At 51.6% G+C, this 21,084-nt stretch carries 23 protein-coding genes; 8 read left to right on the top strand and 15 right to left on the bottom strand.

The genetic code is table 11. The annotated features are described in order from the left end of the window. The first annotated feature begins 21 nt into the window (after nt 1-21). Complete coding sequence (locus H8L47_RS08820; protein ID WP_186953217.1) at nt 22-933, top strand: EboA domain-containing protein; 912 nt, start codon at nt 22-24, stop codon at nt 931-933. 19 nt (nt 934-952) lie between these two features. Further along, entirely contained in the window at nt 953-1,387 is a 435-nt protein-coding gene (locus tag H8L47_RS08825; RefSeq protein WP_186953218.1) for a GAF domain-containing protein, read from the top strand. A 7-nt stretch (nt 1,388-1,394) separates the two neighbouring features. Here the strand turns inward: H8L47_RS08825 and H8L47_RS08830 are convergent, their stop codons facing one another. Next, complete coding sequence (locus H8L47_RS08830) at nt 1,395-2,444, bottom strand: hypothetical protein (protein WP_186953445.1); 1,050 nt, start codon at nt 2,442-2,444, stop codon at nt 1,395-1,397. 120 nt (nt 2,445-2,564) lie between these two features. Then, entirely contained in the window at nt 2,565-3,188 is a 624-nt protein-coding gene (locus H8L47_RS08835) for a class I SAM-dependent methyltransferase (RefSeq protein ID WP_186953219.1), read from the bottom strand. Between the two features lie 204 nt (nt 3,189-3,392). Here H8L47_RS08835 and H8L47_RS08840 point away from each other — a divergent pair, with 204 nt between their 5' ends. From H8L47_RS08840 to H8L47_RS08850, 3 genes are all read left to right on the top strand, one after another. Continuing rightward, the gene (locus H8L47_RS08840; RefSeq protein WP_186953220.1) at nt 3,393-3,845 is read left to right on the top strand and encodes a DUF1843 domain-containing protein; all 453 of its coding nucleotides are present in this window, start codon (nt 3,393-3,395) and stop codon (nt 3,843-3,845) included. A gap of 57 nt (nt 3,846-3,902) precedes the next feature. Further along, on the top strand, nt 3,903-5,366 hold the full coding sequence (locus H8L47_RS08845; protein ID WP_186953221.1) for a GDL motif peptide-associated radical SAM/SPASM maturase: 1,464 nt from the start codon (nt 3,903-3,905) through the stop codon (nt 5,364-5,366). A 122-nt stretch (nt 5,367-5,488) separates the two neighbouring features. Further along, nucleotides 5,489-5,788 carry a DUF1843 domain-containing protein gene (locus tag H8L47_RS08850; protein WP_186953222.1) on the top strand — a complete coding sequence of 100 codons (300 nt, stop codon included), beginning with the start codon at nt 5,489-5,491 and terminating at the stop codon, nt 5,786-5,788. A gap of 86 nt (nt 5,789-5,874) precedes the next feature. Here H8L47_RS08850 and H8L47_RS08855 read toward each other — a convergent pair whose 3' ends face one another. The 5 genes from H8L47_RS08855 to H8L47_RS08875 all read right to left on the bottom strand — a co-directional run bounded on the left by H8L47_RS08855 (nt 5,875) and on the right by H8L47_RS08875 (nt 11,376). Next, nucleotides 5,875-7,176, bottom strand: a complete 1,302-nt coding sequence (locus H8L47_RS08855) for a lanthionine synthetase LanC family protein (RefSeq protein ID WP_186953223.1) — start codon at nt 7,174-7,176, stop codon at nt 5,875-5,877. After that, the gene (locus H8L47_RS08860; protein ID WP_186953224.1) at nt 7,173-8,180 is read right to left on the bottom strand and encodes a T3SS effector HopA1 family protein; all 1,008 of its coding nucleotides are present in this window, start codon (nt 8,178-8,180) and stop codon (nt 7,173-7,175) included. The genes H8L47_RS08855 and H8L47_RS08860 overlap by 4 nt, the downstream gene beginning before the upstream one ends. Further along, the gene (locus H8L47_RS08865) at nt 8,177-9,286 is read right to left on the bottom strand and encodes a phosphotransferase (RefSeq protein ID WP_186953225.1); all 1,110 of its coding nucleotides are present in this window, start codon (nt 9,284-9,286) and stop codon (nt 8,177-8,179) included. The genes H8L47_RS08860 and H8L47_RS08865 overlap by 4 nt, the downstream gene beginning before the upstream one ends. A gap of 169 nt (nt 9,287-9,455) precedes the next feature. Next, nucleotides 9,456-10,754: a hypothetical protein gene (locus tag H8L47_RS08870; RefSeq protein WP_186953226.1), complete on the bottom strand. Its 1,299-nt coding sequence runs from the start codon at nt 10,752-10,754 to the stop codon at nt 9,456-9,458. Nucleotides 10,755-10,926: 172 nt separating this feature from the next. Continuing rightward, entirely contained in the window at nt 10,927-11,376 is a 450-nt protein-coding gene (locus H8L47_RS08875) for a hypothetical protein (protein WP_186953227.1), read from the bottom strand. 580 nt (nt 11,377-11,956) lie between these two features. Here H8L47_RS08875 and H8L47_RS08880 point away from each other — a divergent pair. Further along, a complete protein-coding gene (locus H8L47_RS08880) occupies nt 11,957-12,310 on the top strand; it encodes a CZB domain-containing protein (protein ID WP_186953228.1) in 354 nt (117 codons plus the stop codon). Nucleotides 12,311-12,386: 76 nt separating this feature from the next. Here H8L47_RS08880 and arsH read toward each other — a convergent pair whose 3' ends face one another. The 8 genes from arsH to H8L47_RS08920 all read right to left on the bottom strand — a co-directional run bounded on the left by arsH (nt 12,387) and on the right by H8L47_RS08920 (nt 17,781). Next, nucleotides 12,387-13,121: an arsenical resistance protein ArsH gene (gene arsH / locus H8L47_RS08885; protein ID WP_186953229.1), complete on the bottom strand. Its 735-nt coding sequence runs from the start codon at nt 13,119-13,121 to the stop codon at nt 12,387-12,389. Then, nucleotides 13,090-13,518 (bottom strand): arsenate reductase (glutaredoxin), encoded by a 429-nt coding sequence (gene arsC, locus H8L47_RS08890; protein ID WP_186953230.1) that lies wholly within the window; start codon nt 13,516-13,518, stop codon nt 13,090-13,092. Before arsC ends, arsH begins: the two co-directional genes overlap by 32 nt. Nucleotides 13,519-13,532: 14 nt before the next feature. Next, complete coding sequence (locus tag H8L47_RS08895; protein ID WP_186953231.1) at nt 13,533-14,210, bottom strand: MIP/aquaporin family protein; 678 nt, start codon at nt 14,208-14,210, stop codon at nt 13,533-13,535. Continuing rightward, the gene (locus tag H8L47_RS08900) at nt 14,207-14,707 is read right to left on the bottom strand and encodes an arsenate reductase ArsC (RefSeq protein WP_186953232.1); all 501 of its coding nucleotides are present in this window, start codon (nt 14,705-14,707) and stop codon (nt 14,207-14,209) included. Before H8L47_RS08900 ends, H8L47_RS08895 begins: the two co-directional genes overlap by 4 nt. Before the next feature lie 63 nt (nt 14,708-14,770). Continuing rightward, nucleotides 14,771-15,253 carry an arsenate reductase ArsC gene (locus H8L47_RS08905; RefSeq protein ID WP_186953233.1) on the bottom strand — a complete coding sequence of 161 codons (483 nt, stop codon included), beginning with the start codon at nt 15,251-15,253 and terminating at the stop codon, nt 14,771-14,773. A 39-nt stretch (nt 15,254-15,292) separates the two neighbouring features. Further along, nucleotides 15,293-15,625 carry an ArsR/SmtB family transcription factor gene (locus H8L47_RS08910; RefSeq protein WP_186953234.1) on the bottom strand — a complete coding sequence of 111 codons (333 nt, stop codon included), beginning with the start codon at nt 15,623-15,625 and terminating at the stop codon, nt 15,293-15,295. A 244-nt stretch (nt 15,626-15,869) separates the two neighbouring features. After that, nucleotides 15,870-16,877, bottom strand: coding sequence for a PstS family phosphate ABC transporter substrate-binding protein (locus H8L47_RS08915; protein ID WP_222616465.1), 1,008 nt, complete (start codon nt 16,875-16,877; stop codon nt 15,870-15,872). A 70-nt stretch (nt 16,878-16,947) separates the two neighbouring features. Then, nucleotides 16,948-17,781: a hypothetical protein gene (locus tag H8L47_RS08920; RefSeq protein ID WP_186953235.1), complete on the bottom strand. Its 834-nt coding sequence runs from the start codon at nt 17,779-17,781 to the stop codon at nt 16,948-16,950. Nucleotides 17,782-18,076: 295 nt separating this feature from the next. Here H8L47_RS08920 and arsD point away from each other — a divergent pair, with 295 nt between their 5' ends. Next, the gene (gene arsD, locus H8L47_RS08925) at nt 18,077-18,445 is read left to right on the top strand and encodes an arsenite efflux transporter metallochaperone ArsD (RefSeq protein WP_186953236.1); all 369 of its coding nucleotides are present in this window, start codon (nt 18,077-18,079) and stop codon (nt 18,443-18,445) included. 89 nt (nt 18,446-18,534) lie between these two features. Then, nucleotides 18,535-20,298: an arsenical pump-driving ATPase gene (gene arsA / locus H8L47_RS08930; protein WP_186953237.1), complete on the top strand. Its 1,764-nt coding sequence runs from the start codon at nt 18,535-18,537 to the stop codon at nt 20,296-20,298. Nucleotides 20,299-21,084 lie beyond the last annotated feature (786 nt).

Below are 21,084 nucleotides of genomic sequence, written 5' to 3' on the forward strand. Positions count from 1 at the left end.
CATCATTTTAGGGCGGCCATCATGAGACATCCATCGTTAGAAGAAATGCAGGCTCTTACTCCAACTGCTACAGCCCTGTCGCAACTCGATATCTGGATAGCAGCGCGCAGCACTCCAGAAGCCTTGCTGTGGTTCCGCTTGCAATGCCAGCAAATCAGCACGGCAAAACAGGAGCGTGATGTTTATCGCGCCATGGGTATGGCTGCGCGCAAACTGGGCAAGCTTGATTTGAATTTAAGCAGCGATGAACTGGCAACTGCGAATTCGCTGCGTCCCGGTTTTGATCCCTCGGGCTGGAGTGTCGATATTGCCGCTAGGGTCGCCTTCATACTCGCCAGCTATGCCGGTGATGAAGCGCAATTTGCCAGTCAACTGGACAGTATCGCCGACAGTGCTGAAATCAATGAACTGATTGCCCTGTATTCCGGCTTCCCCTTATATCCTGCCGCCAGCGTGATAGAACACCGCGCCCGTGAAGCCATACGTTCCAGCATGCGTCCTATCTTTGAAGCCATGGCGCATCGCAATCCTTATCCCATGCAGGCATTTGATGAAGCCGCCTGGAACCAGATGGTCGTCAAATGCTTTTTTCTCGATAGCTCCTTGTGGCCAGTGCAAGGTCTGGAGCAAAGAAATAATCCTGCCCTGGCACGCATCCTGATCGACCTGGCGCATGAACGCTGGGCCGCAGGGCGCGCCATCTGCCCTGAGTTATGGCGTTGCGTGACACCGCAACTTGATGCTGTAGGTGAGGCTGAATTGTTGCGCGTCCTCGAACAAGGCAGCATGGCAGAACGGCTGGCCATCGCCAAGAGCCTGCCTGCCCATGACAGCAAAATACGCAATTTATGCCAGCAACAGAATCTGAAAACAGCAGCGAAAGATATGAGCTGGCAAGAACTGTTGCAAGAGTCGCAGCAAGTGCCACATTGATACACAAAGGAGAATCAATATGTTTGAAAAAAATACCGAACACCAGCAATGGCTGGAAGACAGCATCGCCAATTTGGATGCTGCCGCAGGCACTATCCATATACAGCGCGGAGAAGATTTATACCTGAGTGCTGCCTTGCGCATACCAGAACCAGTACTCGCCATCGTCGCCCATGTCAGTCATGGCAAGGGCATGGCGGGTGCGGCACAGTTGAGCAAGGCACCAGTGCAGACCTGTAATTTGCAAGACGATAAAAGCGGCAATATACGCCCCGGTGCTAAAGCAGTTGGTGCCCAGGCGGCAATCGCTATTCCTTTGCTCAGCAAGGCGGGTGATGTCATGGCGGTGGTAGGTTTTGCCTGGCAAAAAGAAGGTGATCCGGCTGAGTGGGTAGCGCAAGCACCTTTCCCAGCCAAACTGGCTGAACTGACTGCGCGCCTGCAAGCTGCCTGAATTTCGTTCAGTTTTCGGGCAGAACTAATCTGCGCACATAGCCTTCCAGTGCTACGGTTTCTCCATCTGCATTGGCGATGGGGCGACCTGGCAGGCCCATGCCTTCACTGATGAATACTGTATTTCCTGCCACGCATAAGTTGGATGGAGTATCCAGATATCTGGCCAGGCAAGTCACAGTCCGCTTGCTCAAGTCAAAACTGAGCAGGCGGCCAGAATAGCGTTTGAAGCCACCATGCCAGGTGGTTTTGGGTATGTGATCTACTGGCATGGGCTCTAAAAAATCATCGCATAATTCCAGCACCAGCAATTGCCCTTGTTCAGTAAACGCCATGCCAGTGGCCAGTGTCAGACCTGTTATTACTGCGCTGACCTCACCGGTATCAAGATCCAGCCTGACGATTTTGCTGACGCCTTTTTCAAAGTTGATCCCCATTTTGTCAGCATCACCCTGCAATTCGCCTGAGAACAGGGAAATCAATACAGGCTGGCTGCTATTCGTTCGTTGCCAGCTTTGATCAAGAATCACCGTGACTGGCACCGCATGCTGACCGCCAGACAAATCTGGCAGCACGCCGACTACAGTTTCTGGCTGGTCATCAATAAATTCTATGGCCTGATTGGTATCAGGCTTCACTGTTAGCCAGCTTTGTCTTTGCGGGTGATAGCAAAGCGCATTCAGATTGCCATGACTGTGGAATGCAGCTTGCGGTGGCAGGGTAGTCAAATCCAGGATGCGTGAACCGGCTACATAGTCAGTCTGGCTCAGCAGCCAGCGACCGTCACCATAAGCGATATCCGCAAGGCCAAATATTTCATCCCTGCACATGCGTGCCTGCATATTCATGGAGCGAAAACCGGTAGCGAGTATCTCGCGTTTCGTATATTCGCCGTCCACACCCAGTTTGAACTGCACTAGTCGACCAGAAAAAACTTGCTCTGCATTGCCGCTGCCTGCTTCCACCAGCAACAGACTGCCATCCAGCTTGAGCTTGATGCCGCGCGGATTATTCAGTCCGCGCAAGATGATGCTGGATGCGCATCGTTGCTGGATCATGAGCTGTGGTAGAACGATGGGTACAGGGTTTGCCATGTAATGATTCTGAATGGAACTTATCAATGCAGGACAGTGTTTCACAAAAGATAATTGTGGTCAATGTGATATGTACCTTTCGTGCTAGGACAAGAACCTGCGAAAAGCCAGTCGCGTCCACTTGACCCCACTTTGCTGGTTCAGTTTTTGTATGGATGCCGTCCGCACATTCAAGATGGGTAGCAGGTTTTGCATGGCTGCGAGTTCCATGGTTTCTTCTGCGCTGACATCAAACATGCGTCGCCCAACTGGGATGGGGCCATGACGCAGGGACAGTATCAGGGTCGCAGATGCATTCATCAAGCCTGCCAGCCTGGGCATGGCGTGTTGCCGTTGCGTTGCATCAAGATGCATCCACACGGCGCTAAGCATGATGAGGTCGAAAGTCTGGTTCATGGCACACAGCCTCGACAAGTCTGGCAGGCTGTCATCCAGCCAGCAGATGTTTGGCGCATCATGCAGAGCTATGCCCGGCAAGCGCAACTCCCGCGTTGGCTCTACCGCGACTACGCTATGTCCCATGGCAGCAAACGCCGCTGCATCTTTGCCTATGCCTGAACCTATATCAAGTACACGACAGGGCGCTGTCGGTAGTAAATGCAAAACCGTGGCGTGGTGTTCTTCAAAAGAAATTTCCTGCCACTGATTGACCAGGTAATCGGCTGTCTCGGCATAGCCTTCAGTGCCACTGATTTTATTCACATGCATGTTCTGACTATCGTGTTTTGCCGGAAATGAAGATTGTAAATCACTGCTTCGAATATCTTTACTTAAAAAAGAATAATGACATTGACTTTTCGATAATTGAAAATATACTAAGTAAGCTTGCCATATTGATAGCAGGCAGGTTTCCAGAATTCCATAGATACCCACCCCAGTTTCATAAACCAGACTCACCTCAAGGAGTAACTTATGACTACCAATAAAGAAACTTATGGCGGTTTCATTCCTCTGTATGCAGTGGCAATGAGTGATGCAATTGCCAGTGGCGACGCCGCCAAATTGAGCGCTGCACGTGAAGCTGCATTCAGCCATCTGGCTGCTGCAGCCGATGTTGCCCGTCTTTTGCCAGAACTGGAAAGCGCCATCAAAAGCAAGGGCGGCGTCATACGCCCTTTGTATGCCGTCACCATACAAGATGCCGTTGCCCGTGGCGATGCAGTTGAAATTGCCCGCCTCAAATCCGAACTGGCTTCCTACACCAGTATGCTCGGTGGAGCCAGCAACACTGCTGCCGCCTTTCATCCTGTCACACCTTATGGCGTCGCGATTCAGGACGCGCAGGCGCGTGGTGATCAGGCCGAAGTGGACCGACTGAAAGAACTCGCACAAAGCCTGCTGGCACAGCTCAACGCCAGCAAGTAAGCAAGTACCTCTTTATCCCGGATGCCAGCTTGCTGGCATTTGCCACCGGAGCCAAGTATGGAACAAACTGCTCTTATATCTCAAGCTTCTCAACCCGCCAGGGCGCGTACGCTGTCTGATCTCAACGGTCATACGCCTGTGCACGTGGTGTGGGAAATTACTCTTGCCTGTAATTTGAAATGCAGCCATTGCGGTTCACGTGCAGGCAAGCGCAGGGTGGGTGAACTCTCCACAGAAGAAGCCTTTTCCGTGATTGATCAACTGGCCGCCCTGGGCACGCGTGAAATCACTTTGATAGGTGGCGAAGCCTTCTTGCGCAAGGACTGGCTGCAAATGGTGGAACGTATCGCCGGTCATGGCATACGGGTAGGCATGCAAACCGGTGCCCGCAACTTCAATACTGCCAGGCTGCAAGCAGGTAAACAGGCTGGTCTGTTTGGCATCGGTGTTTCCATCGATGGCATGAAGGATTATCACGACAGGGTGCGCGGTGTCGTCGGCTCCTGGAATGATGCCCTGCGTGCCATGGAAACCGCCAAGTCCCTGGGCCTGGGTGTCAGTTGCAATACCCAGATAGGGGCAGAAACCATAGATCAGCTCGAACCGCTATTCAACCGCATCATCGAAGCCGGTGCCACCCACTGGCAATTGCAGATCACAGTCGCCATGGGCAATGCGGTAGAGAATGACCACCTCTTGCTGCAACCGCATCGCGTGCTTGAACTCATGCCCTTGCTGAACCGTCTTTACCATGAAGGCCAGCAACGCGGCCTGTTGCTGACCTTTGGCAACAACCTCGGTTACTTCGGTCCCTTCGAGCATCACTGGCGTGGCCTGGGTGATGAAACCCTGCACTGGACAGGTTGCGCTGCCGGTCAGAATGTCATTGGTCTTGAGGCGGATGGCACCATCAAGGGCTGCCCATCACTGGCAACGGAAACCTATGGCGGTGGCAATGTCCGTGATACCGCCGTGGCAGAATTGTGGAATACTTCCGAAGCCCTGCACTTTGGCCGCATGCGCAATATTGATTCGCTATGGGGCCATTGCCGCACCTGCTACTACGCAGATGTTTGTCGTGGTGGCTGCACCTGGACTTCAGATTCCTTGTTCGGCAAACCAGGCAATAATCCCTATTGCCACTACCGCGCACTGAAGCTGGAAAAACGTGGCATACATGAGAAAATCCGCAAAGTGGCACCAGCGCCTGACAAGCCTTTTGCCATAGGCAGATTTGAATTGTATGAAGAAGCGATTCCAGGAAGGCAAGTGCTGCCGGAAGAACCTGCGCCAGCACCTAGGGTGGCAGAACGCACCAGCAATAATCCTTTGCCTGAACTGGATCTGTGCCGTGGCTGTAATGAATACATCTGGCCAGATGAAACCGAGTGTCCGCATTGCCATGTCGATGTCGCTACCGCAGCACAAAAATATGCCATTGAAGAAGCCAGACGGCAAGCCGTCATGACAGAACTCAAGAGCGTACTCGATCGTCTGCACGTGCTGACCAGCACAGCTTGACGATCAAAGCCCGGCTTTTGTTTCTGCTGCCGGGATAGTTTTGGTGTTGAAGTATGTTTCCCTTAATCCGCAAGGCAGTTAACGGTTTTCATTAGCTGCCAGCATTTCTTGAAGGAGTAGATATGGTTTCCCCAACTCACGCAGCACCCATGGCCGCCTTGTATGGCGTGCCCATGCATGAAGCCATCGCCAGTGGCGATGTCAGTAAAATGATCGCCATCCGCGATCAGGCACTGGACTATCTGGCCGCAGCATCAGAAATAGAACGCTTGTTGCCATCACTGGAAAAGACCATGAAAGCCAAGGGCTTGCCGCCTCAGGCTTTGTATGGCATCTCCATACAGGATGCAGTTGCACGTGGTGACCAGGCTGAACTGTCACGTTTGAAAGCGGAAGTGGCTTACTATAGTCGCTTGCTGTAAGGTTTGTAAAAAGCACCCTTTACGTAATTCGCAGGTTGTGCCGGACCTCGCCCGGCACAACCTGCGAACTCAATCATAGTGAGACATCAATGCCACACCTTCTCCGGCGGTGTCACAATCAACACCGAAGGCACGGCCTCAGGATTATATAGACGCAAATAGAAGTGCCCTATACCCGCCGTCCCCAGCATCAGGTTCGGCGTTTCACCCGTGCCAGCCACCCCGCAAGGCCAGGGCATGTCGGACTGGCCGTAATGCTGCCAGCCTTCTTGCCCTATCTTTTCAGCGATTTGTGTCAGGTCAGGGCGCTTTAAGTATTGCCCCGCCATGATCATCAATTCAGCATTGCCGCAAGCACCATGGCATAACGAGAAATTACCCATACCGTGCACCCAGGCTGGCATCAGCGAACTGGCAGTGGTTTGTATGGCCGCATTTAATTCCTGCATGAGCACTGCATCATCCGGCATCAATGCCACATTGCGCAGGCGTGACAAACCTATGCCGGGTGCGCCATGGCACCATGCCATGTTATAGACAGGGGGGGCTTCAGCCTGGCTGGCATCCATGATGCGCAAATCCGGCCAGTTATTGTGTTGGGCGCTGAACAGGCTGCGTTCATAGCGCAGGCCTTCATTGGCACCATCCAGGTAGCGTGTCTCACCTGTGGCGCGATACAGTTCCAGCAAGGCAGTGACGATGCCTGCTACCCCATGCGAATGACCGGTCAAATGTTTTTGTCCCGGTACATGCATAGTTTCCCATGACCAGCCTGCGTCGCTTTTGCTCGCATGTGCCAGTAAATAATCGCCATGGATTTGCGCCGTGGCGATGAAGTCGGGGCGCTGGTGTTCCAGTCCCAGTTTCAACATGGCAGGTATGGCTCCGGCACTTCCACCTATGACATCAATGAATAATGTATCTGGTGCCTCTTCTGTGAGGCTGGTCATTTCACGCAGGCCACGTGCTATCAAGGCTTCATTTTTTAATAGTGTGCCTATGCGCACCAGCACATAGGCAAAACCGCTACTGCCTGCATAAAAACCGCTGCGCGCCGCGCCCTGCATTTTTCCAGATAGTGATAAAGCCTGATTCAATGCACCTTCCAGTACGCGCTTTTGTTGCTTGTCGGCGCTGAACTGATGCAGCTCTGCCAGGAATAGTGCGATGCCACTGGTGCCCCCATACAAGTCACCTGCAAAGGAGCGGTAAGCTGGCACCCAGGCTTGATTCACTGCCTCCATAGACCAACCCAGCCAGTTGCAACGCGCACCATCCCAGACGGCATCACGGCACAAACTGCGGCCTATGCGGTCGGCCACGTCGAGATAGACTTCCTTGTACGAATGCAGCGCTGCGCTCATTGGTACGTCGATAGGTGCGTTCATAGCTGCAAGCCTCCGTTAAATAGGGGTGCTTCAAATAAATTGACTGAATGACGATTCAGGTAAGGGGTACGCATATCGATGCCATTGGCGGCAAAACGTTTTTGCACTGCGTCTGCACGCGCATCCACGCTTTGTGAACCGGCCAGCCATGCATCGACCATGCCTTCGGCGACCAGCCTGCATCTGTGCATGCCAAAACTTTCACCTGTGCCTGGCTCTTCTGCCACACCGATGCCATCGACCAGGGTTTTGCAAAACATGGGGGTGACCGGGCGCAATTTGCTGCCAATGCTGGCATGCAAATCCTGTATCAGCGCTGCTACCATGGGGTAATGGCGTTTGGCGATATATAGCACTGCCGCATCAGCACGGCGGTAGGCGCCGGCGTCAACCAGTGTTTTATAGCGGAATGGCAGGGCATAGCGATTCAGTTGCATCGTCAGGCCATATAGCAACTCAGCCGCTGCACTGGCTGGTACATTGAAGTAAAAGCGGATAAGTTCATAGTCATCAAACTGGTCAGATAGATTACTGCCAAAGGCATAGTAAAAGCCTTGTTGCATATCGGCCGTGCCGGGATAGACACGCAAGTTCACCAGTTCCCCCGCCAAAGGTGCCATGCCCGGCCATTTGTTGGCAGCATATTCGCCAACGACAGCAGTACGGCTGCGCTCGCCTTTTTGTACCATGACGCGGCCATCGGGGCTTTGCTGATAAATTTTCCAGCCGGGGTCCCAGCGATCTGGGGTCTGATTGGCCTGGCTCAGGTTGGGCACCAGACTTTGCGAAGGCAATACAGGTTCGTTTGCAGTGTCGCGTACATAGTACATTCCATACAGGCTGGTATTGATGGCGGCGATCAATGCCTGGACCGGATTGTTCTGGCCGCTTGCCATGAATACGGGAGTCGGGGACGTACCACCTAGCGCATAACTGTGCTGGTTGTTGATTTTCAGGGCCGCGTAGATGCCCTTTAGTTCTTCGTTTATCGATGTGTCGCTCATGATTGCAACTCCCCGCCAAATCCAAACAAGGCCGATGCTGCCTGGCGCGGATTGCGTAAAATATTTTGACTGACTTGTAATAAGATTGCCGCATGGTTTGTCATGACCGGGGCATAGTAAAGTGATTCAAAGGCCGTCTGCACCATGCGTACTGCGCCGTATTCTATACAGCGCAGCAGGTAGGCATAAGCCTGCGATTTATCTATGCCCGCCGTTTGCACATAGCTGCGCCAGAAGGCATGGATGGATGGATACATCCCCTCCAGCGGGTAGACGGCTTTGTCAACAAAGCTGGTGGGATTGAAATCATGATACAGCGGCATGGAATAAATCCACGAGGTCAGATAGGCTTGCAGTACCGCGCCTGTATCCCAGCTGGCATCACCATAATCAACCAGTTCCCAGTCTATGATGCGTAAAGCCATTTCTCCATCAGGGGCTGGATACACTACGCAGTTATCCCATTTCATGTCACCATGAATAATGCTGTCGTAACGCCAGTCCTGTGCCAGCCGTGCCAGATTTTGTTGCAGATCTGGATATTGCCTGATCAGTGCACCTAGCTGTTGCACGCCACCGCTCAGGGTATTGCCAGCCTGCATGCTGTTTTGATGAAAACTCAAGATCCATGGCACCATGCGCGGGAAGCTGCTGAGGTCTTCTGCCTGTAAAGTATTGCCGCGCAGGGTCTGGTGATAGTTTCCCAGCGCAACTCCCAGCAACTTGCCGATCTCGGCGGGGAATGTTCTTTTGCGGGCATAGAATTCCGTCAGGTTTTCACCACCAGGTAGCAAACTTACTGTCAGGCAATGCCGGGCCGCATCGTGATCGACAAAATTGGGCATCAGGTTCGCCAGAGCTTGATAGCCTTCTTTTTGCACCATGCGATAACAGGCAGCTTCACGTTGCATGGTCGAAATCGCCATCGGTTCGACTTCCTTGATCTGCTTGACGAACAAGCCAGTACCATCGCGCCGTATGATCTTGTAATTACGATTGCGCCTGCCTGCCTCTACCACCATAAAATCACCATCGACGACCACAGCTGGTGGGATCGTGCCACGTGCCAGCAGATAGTGGGCCATATTGGAAGCGGTCAAAAACATTTCTGTTTACTCCTTCAATTGTGCAAGCAAATATGCCGAAACCCCAGGTGCACAATTGCACTTGGGGTTTACAAAGAATGAGTCAACCCGCGGCCGGGAATTTATCCCGACCGGTTTTACCAGGGCTGATCAAACTGCTCTGTACTGCTTTAGTTCACTGGCGCTCTCATTAGCAAGCAGCCACTGTCATCACTGGCCCTACCGTCATAGGCAAGCAAGTATTGCCACAAATTGGCATGTTATTCGTGGGGATGACCGGGCCTATTGTCATGGGCAGGCAAGTGTTGCCACAAATTGGCATGTTTTGCGTAGGGATCACAGGGCCAACCGTCATGGGCAGGCAAGTGTTACCGCAAATTGGCATGTTATTGGTAGGAATAACAGGGCCAACGGTCATGGGTAGGCAAGTGCAACCCAGGAGATGCGTAGGAGCTACCGCTTGTGGCTGACAAACCGGGGATACTGTTGGGCAATGTGGTGGTGCCGACAGCAATGGCTGGCAATTTGCCCACGCGGTATGACCACAAAGTTGTGGCGCGGCTGTACAAAAATGAACACCGGTCGGGCCTACTTGTTGCTGTGCCTCCAGGGTAGGTGGGGGGCAAACGAAGCAATGGGTGCTGGCTGTTGGATTCATGGCCTGAGCCTGTTGTGGTGCGGCCTGCAGTGCATCAACAGTGAGCGGTGGGCAAATGAAGCAATGGGTGTTGGCAGTAGGGTTTGTGGTCGGGTGAATCGCCATCTGGGCCTGTTGTGGGGGGCAGGGCTGCCACGCAGTGTTACCGCAGAACTGCGGTGCAGCGGTGCAATTCTGTACCCCTGTCTGGCCAATTGGCTGGCAAGGCTGCCACGCAGTATTACCGCAAAATTGCGGTGCAGCGGTGCAATATTGGACACCTGTCTGCCCAATTGGCGGGCATGGCTGCCACGCGGTATTGCCGCAAAATTGTGGTCCTACTGTGCAATGTTGTATGCCGGTAGGGCCAAAGTTGGCTTGCGCAGCAAATTGTTGTTCCGGGGCAGCAGCGCCGGCGAAATTTTGCGCTTGCGCTGGTGCAGCCAGACCACCTCCGGCAGCCACGCCGCCATTAAATACCGGTGTCTGGTTTTGGACTATGGTCGGGTCGAATGGTTTCGTGGGGAAAATACGTGTATTCGCCTGACATTGTTGTATGTCGCATAGAGGGTGATTCCGGGTAATCCGGCACATCACAGGGCTGGTGACATTGTTGCAGATTGGCCCAGCCAGCGTTTGTGGGAAGCATTGCTGTGGCTGGGTGAAATGGCAGATGGCTGGCGATGTTTGGGGAAAACATTGCGGTGGTTGCGTCACATGACAGATGGCGGGTGAGGTCTGGGGGATGCATTGTTGCGGTTGTGTCAGAATGTGACAGGCGATGGGGCTGGTTGGTGGCAGACATTGTGGTAGCAATGTGGGCATCTGGCAATTCGGAAATTGAGTAGTCATAACAAAACTCTCCTAAGAGTGAAACTACAATTCATGAATGATAAGAACAACGAGGGAACAAACTCATGGCAACAGGTCATGCCTTCGCACGAAGGCAATGCTTGCGCCATTCTTCACACATTCGCATGAGATAAAGGCCGGTCAATCTGCAGCCCTTCACATCACGAATATTTCAATTTGATTTATCCGGGCAGCCCTGCCATGCCGTATTGCCGCATACAGGTGCAGCTTGAGTGCAGTTCAATACGCCAGTGGGCCCTCCGGCAACTGCAGCCTGGGCGGCATTGGCAGCGGCAGTGGCTGCCTGAGCGTTTTGTATGGGGCCGCTGAAGAAACTGATTTTGGTGTCCGCAACACTCTTGCCTTTGCGTATTAACTCGGCATCCGCCTTGACCCAGAGATAGGCGGTTTCCAATGGATTATTGGCGCCGGCGGTAGCCGGGGCCGTGTGTAGAATCGCCTCAGTGGGGATTTCATAATATTCATTCAGTACGGCATTCAGATACAGGCGTGTGTAGTTTTCCAGAGCGGAATTGCCCACAAAGCCATTGAGCAAAACTACCTCGGGAATATTCGCCGGGTCTGCCGCCAACACCTCTACAAAATACTTGTCTTTCGCCATCACAGTTCTCCATTCGGTTGAAACTGAAACACAGATCAGACATCGGGCTTTTTCAGATACCTGATTGTGGATTCAGAAAAATTTGGATAACAATACAATGCTCAAACTCAATCGACAGAAGCCGGGCCCCTGCCTTGCTACAACAGCACGCGACACTGTTACCGCAAGATGACGCGTGTAAAACGTAATCATGATGCCCACGCCTGCCAGCGAAAAAGCGCAAGAAAAACAAGCGACAAAATCCCTCCATGAGCTGGCTGGAAGCTGGCTCAAAAATGCAAAAAAACTGAATGGGTAGGGATTTTGTTGAAGCAGGAATTTATTGCATATACTTATTACTTTATTTGCATGTCAATTATTCAAGGTTAATCTATTATTAATTTTTTTCAAGGGTGAATACGTAATAATTTATTACAGATTTTCATTGGCAAAAGACATCGTATGGAAATTTGCGGACATAACAACCAAATTTTTAGACAAACTCATAGAGCGAACCGTGGTCAGAGTTTGACTTGGATCAAGCCAGGCGTTCCAAGCCTATCTATGCTGAACGAAGGTCAAAAACTAAATGGGGGAATACATGGATCTGGAAGATGCCGTAGCAAAACATTCCGAATGGAAAACTAAATTCCGTATGGCAATCAGTAAAAAAGAAGCCATGGATGCAGCGACCATCGCCAAAGACAATTGCTGTGACCTGGGCAAATATTTACATGGGGAAGGTAAGACAGCATTCGGCAAATTGGCGACACATGCGGATTGTGTTGCCAGGCATGCAGCATTTCACACTGAAGCAGGCAAGGTGGCCCAAGCCATCAATGCCAAGAAATATCTAGAGGCTGAAGCAATGATTAATGCTGGTACAAGTTATTCAGCAGCCTCGAGTGCCGTAGGAGTAGCCATCATGAAATTTAAGAAAGAGGCTGGGCTATGAATTAGTCGTATTCAGGTACGGCATTCAAGTCATCCCATTAGCCTGTCGCCAGGCCAATGGGATGTCAGACAAACAATCAGATGCTACGCTGATTGACGCGCTTGGCAAGTTCTTCTGCAGTTTCCTTGCGTTCGCTGTACCTGTCCACAAGATACGGTGCGACATCGCGTGTCAGCAGAGTGAACTTCATCAACTCTTCCATGACATCAACCACGCGGTCATAGTAAGACGATGGTTTCATGCGGCCAGCTTCATCAAATTCCAGAAAAGCTTTTGCTACCGATGATTGATTCGGTATCGTGATCATGCGCATCCAGCGGCCCAGGATGCGCATTTGATTGACAGCATTAAATGATTGAGAACCACCAGACACCTCCATCACAGCCAGCGTCTTGCCCTGCGTGGGGCGCACGGCACCGATGGACAGGGGTATCCAGTCTATCTGCGCCTTCATGATGCCCGTCATCGCGCCGTGGCGTTCTGGCGAAGTCCAGACCATGCCTTCAGCCCATAGTGCCAGTTCACGCAGTTCCTGTACCTTGGGATGGCTGTCCGGCACTTCATCCGGCAAAGGCAAGCCATGCGGATCAAAGACACGGGTTTCGGCACCCATGGCTTGCAGCAAGCGCATTGCTTCCAGCGTCAGCAATTTGCTGTACGAACGTTCGCGTAAAGAACCGTAAAGGAGCAGGATGCGCGGTGCATGAGTGGCGCGTGCGGGTGCAAACAATTGTTCAGTGTCCGGCAGCTGGAACAAATCCTGGCGCAGGCTGGGTAAGTCATTTGTGGTGAACACGATTGCCCTCCGCATCAATGACTTTCTCGCCATCTTCTTTGGTAAATTCGCCAATTTGTGGTGTCGGTAAAATATCCAGCACAGCTTCAGAAGGACGGCATAGCTTGGTTCCCATCGCGGTGACAACGACAGGGCGATTCATCAGTAACGGATGGGCGACCATGAAGTTGATGAGTTCATCATCCGTCCACTTGCCATCATCTAGACCCAGCTCTTCATACGGTGTGCCTTTTTTGCGCAAAAGTTCGCGCGCTGGTAGGCCCATTGCCGCGATAAGTGCTTGCAGTTTCTCTTTGCCTGGTGGCTGTTTCAGGTATTCAATGATTTCTGGCTCGGTACCGCTATTGCGTATCAGGGCCAGGGTATTGCGCGAAGTTCCGCAATCGGGATTGTGGTAGATGGTGATCGTCATGGATATCTCATTAATTAATGGCTGACAGTGTCTTTCTGCTTTGCCGGATATAGCCAGCAAAATACAAGGGTGGCTGCAGTTGCCCCGAGTATCTGGGCGATGATGAAACCCGGAGCATCGATAGGACGGATGCCAGCAAAAGTATTGCTGGCAGCGCGTGCCAATGTCACGGCAGGGTTGGCAAATGAAGTCGATGCAGTGAACCAGTATGCTGCCGTGATATAGGCAGCAACGGCAAACGGTGTCACCGCAGGGCGGCTACGTGTACAGGATATGATGACGGCGATCAAACCAAAGGTCGCAACAAACTCGCTCCACCATTGCGCCATGCCATTGCGTACATGTTCCGATGCGAAAAACAAGGGATGTTCAAACATGCCATGTGCGGCAGCGACACCAGAAAAAGCGCCCAGCACTTGCACCAGGATATAAGGCAGCACTTCCTTGCCGGGCATATTCCTTTGGAATGCTTCTGACAGCGTCACAACAGGATTGAAATGTGCTCCCGATATCGTGCCAAACATCAGGATCAGGGCGATCAGGCCAGCACCAGTGGCAAGCGCGTTTGCCAGCAAGGCGATGGCGACATTACCATCAGCCAGGCGCTCAGCCATGATGCCAGAACCCACCACCACGGCCAGCAGCATGGCTGTGCCCAGGCCCTCAGAAACTAAGCGTCGTGCCATGCTCATACTTTGGTCGCCCCTATCTGGTCGAGCTCTCTTTGCAAGGCGAGCTTTTCCAGTTTATTGATAGGCAGGCTCAAGAAAATATCCAGCCTGGTTTTGATTTCGCGGCAGATGCGTGCGAAGGTTTGACGGATTTCTTCTTCTGAACCCTGTGCTTCTGCCGGATCTTGAAAGCCCCAGTGCGCCGTCATCGGCTGGCCTGGCCAGAAAGGACAGACTTCACCGGCAGCCTTGTCACACACCGTAATCACAAAGTCCATATGTGGTGCTTCTGCAGTAGCAAATTCATCCCAGTTCTTGCTGCGCAAACCAGATGCATCAAAACCAAAATGCGTCACCTGCTCAATTGCCATAGGGTTGACCACACCGCCAGGGTGGCTGCCAGCGCTATAGGCTTTGAAGCGACCTTTGCCCATGGCGTTGAGCATGGCTTCTGCCATGATGCTGCGGGCAGAATTGCCGGTACATAAAAACAAGACAGTATAGATTTTTTCGCTCATGGAGTTCTCCTGATGGCTGGCTATGGCTGGGTGAGACTGGAAAGAAGGTGGGCAAAGACAGTGTTATGCCGGAATCAGGTTGCCGATACGGTCAAGCTCTTCCTTGAACTTTTGCTTGTCCTGCGCCAGTGTTTCCAGTGGCAGTGCCAGGAATGCTTCTATGCGAGCGCGCAAGATGCGGTAAGCAGTCATGAAGGCGGCGTCGACTTCTTCGTCTGTGCCTGTCGCATGTGCCGGGTCTTCTACACCCCAGTGCGTGCGCAAGACTGGTCCCAGATAAGCTGGACAGGTTTCGCCCGCAGCGCTGGCACAAACGGTAATGACGATATCTGGTGTCGCTGGCAGATTGTCCCAGGACTTGCTGACATAGCCTTCAGTCGAGATACCTTCGCGTGCCAGCAGAGCCAGCGAGCGTGGATGAACCTGGCCTGTTGGCTTGCTGCCCGCACTCATGGCTTTCCAGCCAGCTGGTGCCAGGTGATTGAAGGTAGCTTCGCCAAGGATGGAGCGGCAAGAGTTGCCGGTGCACAGAAATAAAACGTTCATAAGTCGTCTAAATAATTGAATGAGGGTAAAAGCAGACTTTTATGATTCAACAGTGGCACATTGCTGCGCCTGGACTGGTGTACATGGATTGCCGCCGCAACAGTTCTCAGTCAGAAAGCCCAGCATCTGGTTCATCGTGGTGATATTTGCTGAGTAGATGACAAAACGCCCGGCCTGGCGTGACTCCACCAAATCAGCGTGCGACAGTTCTTTCAAATGGAATGACAGGGAGGACGGTGGCACGCCCAGTTGTTCGCTGATCTTGGTGGCAGCCATGCCTTCCGGGCCAACCTGTACTAGCAAGCGGAAGACAGCCAGGCGCGATTCCTGCGCCAGGGCGGCCAATGCCAATAAGACTTTTTTAGTTTCCATGATCTGCATATCAAAAGGTTGAGTCGCTTCGACTATATTTCTATATTAATGGAAATGTAGAATTCAAGTAAAGCGAAATCAAATTTTCTTCAAAAAATTATCTATATAGCAAATCTGAACTGAGCACCAAAACGATCAGGATTGCAGAAGCTACCCAGACCCAGCGGGCAATCTTGATGACAGTACGTTTTCTGAGGTAAATGACGTTCATGAGCGGTCTCCAGGCAATATCGTGATATCTGACTTACTCCTTGGGTTCGCGACGCAGCAGGTCGGCGATCTTGACGCCGATTTCTGGCTCGCCACCAAAAGCAGTGCCCGTTTTCTTGTTGGCAAAGTTCAGCATGGCATGCTTGTAGTCTTTCTCAGTCAGCGGGATGTACTTTGCTTCCTTGACTGCTTTCTGTGCATTGGCCAGATAGAAATCGACAAATCCTTTTACCTCAGGACGTTCTGCGGCTTTGGCGCTGACGTAGATGAAGATGGGGCGAGACAGCGGCTGATAACTGCCATCTATGACAGATTGTACTGAGGGCGCGACGGCAGGTTTGCCGGCCTGGTGGACGATGGGGACAAGTTTAAGTTTCTTGCTGTTTTCGACATAATAGGCATAGCCGAAATAGCCTATGGAATTTGGATCGCGTGCTACACCTTGCACAACCACATTGTCATCTTCAGAAGAAATATAGTCAGTGCGGCTGGATTTTGTTTTACCAACAACGGCATCGGTGAAATAGTCGAAAGTTCCGGAGTCGGCACCGGCACCAAAGAGCTTGATTGGTGTATCTGGCCAGGCAGGATTGATTTGCTTCCAGCGCATAATCGCGCCCTGGGCTGCTGGCTCCCACATTCTTTTGAGTTCTTCGACCGTGATTTTGTTGAGGAATTTATTCTTGGGGTTCACCACTACCGTCAAGGCGTCAAATGCAATTGGCAATTCCATGTACTTGATGCCGTTCTTGGCGCATTCTTCCATTTCTTTCTTGAGGATAGGCCGGGATGCATCAGAAATATCAGTCTCGCCTTTGCAGAATTTCTTGAAGCCGCCACCAGTGCCAGCAATGCCAATAGTTACTTTGACTGCACCGCCCTTGGTGGCCTGATAGTCGTCAGCAACTGCTTCTGTGATAGGGAATACGGTGCTGGAGCCATCAATTTTTATAAAAGTCTGAGCGCTGGCGGGCATTGCGACGGCAGCAGTCAGCGTCAGCATGACGAGAGAGGTCAGATAATCAAAACGGAAGCTTTTCATGAAATTTCCTTGGTTTGCGGTGTAAGGGTCAGTTGGGTGTGATCGCTGAGCATGTCCAGCCAGTGTTGCGTCAGTATTGCCAGCGTGCGGTATTCATTTTGTCTATAGGCATGGAATAGCTCAGATGCACCAGCTCGATCATTTGCTCAGCAATACGGTCGCTGGTCGTTGCGATGCTGCGCAAATCGTTGGCGCTATTTGTCATGGAAGCCAGAGCCGACTCGTAGAACAGCCATTGGCCTCGGGCGACTTCAACACGGGCTTTGAGTTGCTTGTCGGATTCGGCTTCTGCTGCCAGCAAGTCCAGGCCATTCTTGAATTCGATCCGGGACTGGTTCAAGTCCACCTGCAAGCCCTGTTTGTATGCCATGGACTTATCCAATGACCTGAGCAAGATGATTTTTGCCATGCGCTGTGCCAGCGATGCTTGCCTGAGTGCCAATGCTGCCAGACGTGAGCTGCTTTCGGTGGCATCAGCTTCCAGCGAGAACGACAGGAAATTCAGCTTGTTTAGCAAATCCTCATTCACGTCATACATCACGCTGGCATTGGCTGCTGTCAATTTGGGCAGGCTATCGATTTGACCTGTCAACGCAACATTGGCTCTGGTCAACGCTTTGCTGGTCTTGGCTGACTTGTCGCTGAGTCCACTCAATTCCTGGCGCATACGGGCGATAGATGCAGTCGACCGGTCCAGTTCTTTGCGTGCCTGGTCGCCCAGGATGCCTAGGGCAATCTGCAAGCTGAGCTTGTAACTGCGTTCAGACTCAATCCGGCAGATACCCGCAGTCAACAAGCCAGCACCGGCTGCAGCGACTGGCGGTTTGGAAAAGGCGGCACGGGATTCGATGCTCATCATCAAGGAAATGACGGCAACGAACTTTCTGTTAAAAATGGCATGCATGGCTACGCTCAATCAATTTATATCGTGAATAAAATATGCTTTTACATTACTGCAATTCTATAAATATGGAATTAATTGTAAGGCCTGAGCATGACAGCCTTGTTACACCAATGTTGCTACTTGGGCTTTAGGGGGCTTCCCAGCAATTGCAAGTTGCTCTGCAAGAATGAGAACAGCATAAGTTTGATCACGATCAAGCTTATGCACATCCTGCAAATTTGTTTTTATAATTCCACTATTATGGAAATGATGCATTTAAAGAACCAGCATAAATCCACGGTAAAGGGAGTGTTTTATGACAACAATACAAGTATTTGACCCAGCACTATGCTGTAGCACGGGTGTTTGCGGTGTAGATATTGACCAGCAATTAGTCAATTTTTCTGCGGATGCCGATTGGTTGAAGTCTCAAGGTGGAGTTGTTGAGCGTTTCAACCTGGCTCAGCAGCCAATGGCATTTGCTGAAAATCTCATTGTGAAAGGATTTTTGGAACGCTCTGGTCAAGAAGGTTTGCCATTGGTACTGGTCAACGGTGAAATCGCGTTGACGGGCCGCTATCCAAGACGTGCTGAATTGGCGCGCTGGGCTGGCGTCAGCATACTTCCGGTTGCTAGTGCGACATCCTCTAGCGCATCTTGCTGCGGCGGTGGTAAGAGCTGCTAAGGACTAATCAGTGAGATGTATGTGTTGGCGTACAGACCTTCGTGAGTCTGTTGGCGTAAGTTGCATTCAATGTAGACCAAAGGAATCCCGTGCTTTTTCTGACAAACCCCCCAAAGTTCTTATTCTTCACAGGCAAAGGTGGCGTTGGCAAGACCTCGCTGGCATGTGCAACCGCGATCAATCTGGCCGACCAGAAACAAAAGGTGTTAATCGTCAGCACCGATCCGGCTTCCAATGTTGGGCAGGTATTTGGCATACAAATTGGGAATGCCATCACTCCGGTGCCTGAGGTCGCCAACTTGTCTGCCATGGAAATTGATCCGCAAGCAGCTGCGCAAGTGTATCGAAACCGTATTGTCGGACCAGTTCGTGGCGTATTGCCAGATGCCGTCGTCAAAAGCATAGAAGAACAATTGTCCGGTGCATGCACGACCGAGATTGCAGCCTTTGATGAATTCACTGATCTGCTGACCAATCCCGCCATACTCAAAGACTTTGACCACATCATCTTTGATACTGCGCCCACGGGGCACACCATACGCATGCTGCAACTGCCGGGCGCATGGTCAGGTTTTCTGGAAGAAGGTAAAGGCGATGCATCCTGTCTTGGCCCACTGGCAGGATTAGAAAAGCAACGCGAGCAATATCATGCCGCTGTTGATGCACTTTCTGACCCGCAACGCACCCGCATGGTGTTGGTTGCACGCGCCCAAAGCGCTACCCTGCGGGAAGCAGCTCGCACTCATGAAGAGCTGGCAGATATAGGTTTCAAACATCAGTATCTCGTCATCAATGGCGTACTGCCTGAAAGCGAAGTCGCAGGTGACATACTTGCCGCAGCAGTCTGGAAGCGCGAACAGGCAGCTTTGATTGCCATGCCAGCCATACTGTGTGACGCACCTACTGACTATGTACCATTGCAAGCATTCAACCTTGTTGGCCTGGACGCGCTGCGTGCATTGCTGGCACCAGAAAGCCTGGTACGCAAGCATGAAAGTTCACTTCCCGTGGAAATACCAGCCGTACCTGGTTTGTCTAATCTGATAGGCAGCCTGGTTGGCAGTGGCCATGGTCTGATCATGACCATGGGTAAAGGTGGTGTCGGTAAGACCACCGTTGCTGCGGCTATTGCGGTCGAGCTGGCCAGTCGTGGCTACCCGGTACATTTGACCACCTCTGATCCTGCTGCACATTTGATTGAAACATTGGATGGCACAATGGAGAATTTGACAGTCAGCCGTATAGACCCGCAGGTTGAGACGGAGCGTTACCGTGCGCAAGTCATGAAAAGCAAGGGCAAGGAACTGGATGAACAAGGTCGCGCTTTGCTGCAAGAAGATTTGCGTTCACCTTGTACCGAAGAGATTGCCGTGTTCCAGGCTTTCTCTCGCATTATCCGTGAAGCAGGCAAGAAGTTTGTCGTCATGGATACAGCGCCGACTGGTCACACCTTGCTCTTGCTCGACGCGACCGGTGCTTACCATAGAGAAATCGAAAGGCAGATGGCAAATACCAGCGTGCATTTCACCACCCCGATGATGCAACTGCAAGACCCGAACCAGACCAAAGTTGTCATCGTCACCCTGGCTGAGACCACGCCAGTGCTGGAGGCTGCTGGATTGCAGGAAGATTTGCGCCGTGCTGGTATAGAACCATGGGCATGGATTATCAACAACAGCCTGGCGATGGCAAATCCAAGCTCACGTCTATTGCGTCAAAGGGCACGCAATGAGCTGGTGCAAATCAATGACGTTGCAAGCAAATATGCATCACGGTGGGCAGTTATCCCCTTACAAGCTGAAGAACCAGTTGGTCTGGAAAAATTGAAGAGTCTATTGCACGCCAAGAATTAATGGAGGGCATGAGGGAAGCCAGCATTTTCATCAAATTGAATAAGAGGGCGGCCTTGTTTGGTAAGCCGTGCCGAACGCTCTCTGCTTATTCTTTTGTGAGACATGATAAAGTAAGGGATAGTTTTTGGGACGACACCTTCAAGTTTCCTCGCCCAGGCTGGAAAGCATCAACGCAGAGCGTTCCTGTACTTCTGGTAGGTAAGCCTCACGTCGATACTGAGCCGCACGCAACAAGCCCCGCTATACCTTATTTTCACTCCTTTGTTTTGCTTCCATAGCAAAAATCGCGCAATTGATGCATTGCGCATTTCCCCGCGCATTTGTCTATATATACCAAGGTCTAATTGCGTATTTAACACAAGTGTTTACAGTAACAATAGTTCCATGTGGCAAATTTCCTTACAGATCAATTGGCAAATAATCCTTAGATGCCTTAGGCAGAAGATGCTGGTGCAAATTGACCTGGCAGCAAATTGAATTGTGAAAACTCTTGGTGGAGCAATGCTTCCTGAGAGGTGATCCCGCTGTAGTTGCTGGTTCAAGCAAGGGAAAGCATCAGATGCTTGCGGCATTTTCTTGGTTTGTAGAACGGGCACAGAACGATACTGGGAGCCTGATTTTTAAATGCTCGCTCCCACGCACTGCTCTTCAATGAATGACAACTGAATGGAGTAAAAAATGGCATCAATTCCATACGTCACAAGACTGCTCTCAATTTTTAAATTTCTATTTTGCTTCATGTACTTGATGAATCTGCCAGCGCAGGCAGCGAGTAATTCAACAACA

Source organism: Undibacterium umbellatum (genome assembly GCF_014284125.1).
In the GTDB taxonomy this organism is placed as follows: domain Bacteria; phylum Pseudomonadota; class Gammaproteobacteria; order Burkholderiales; family Burkholderiaceae_D; genus Undibacterium; species Undibacterium umbellatum.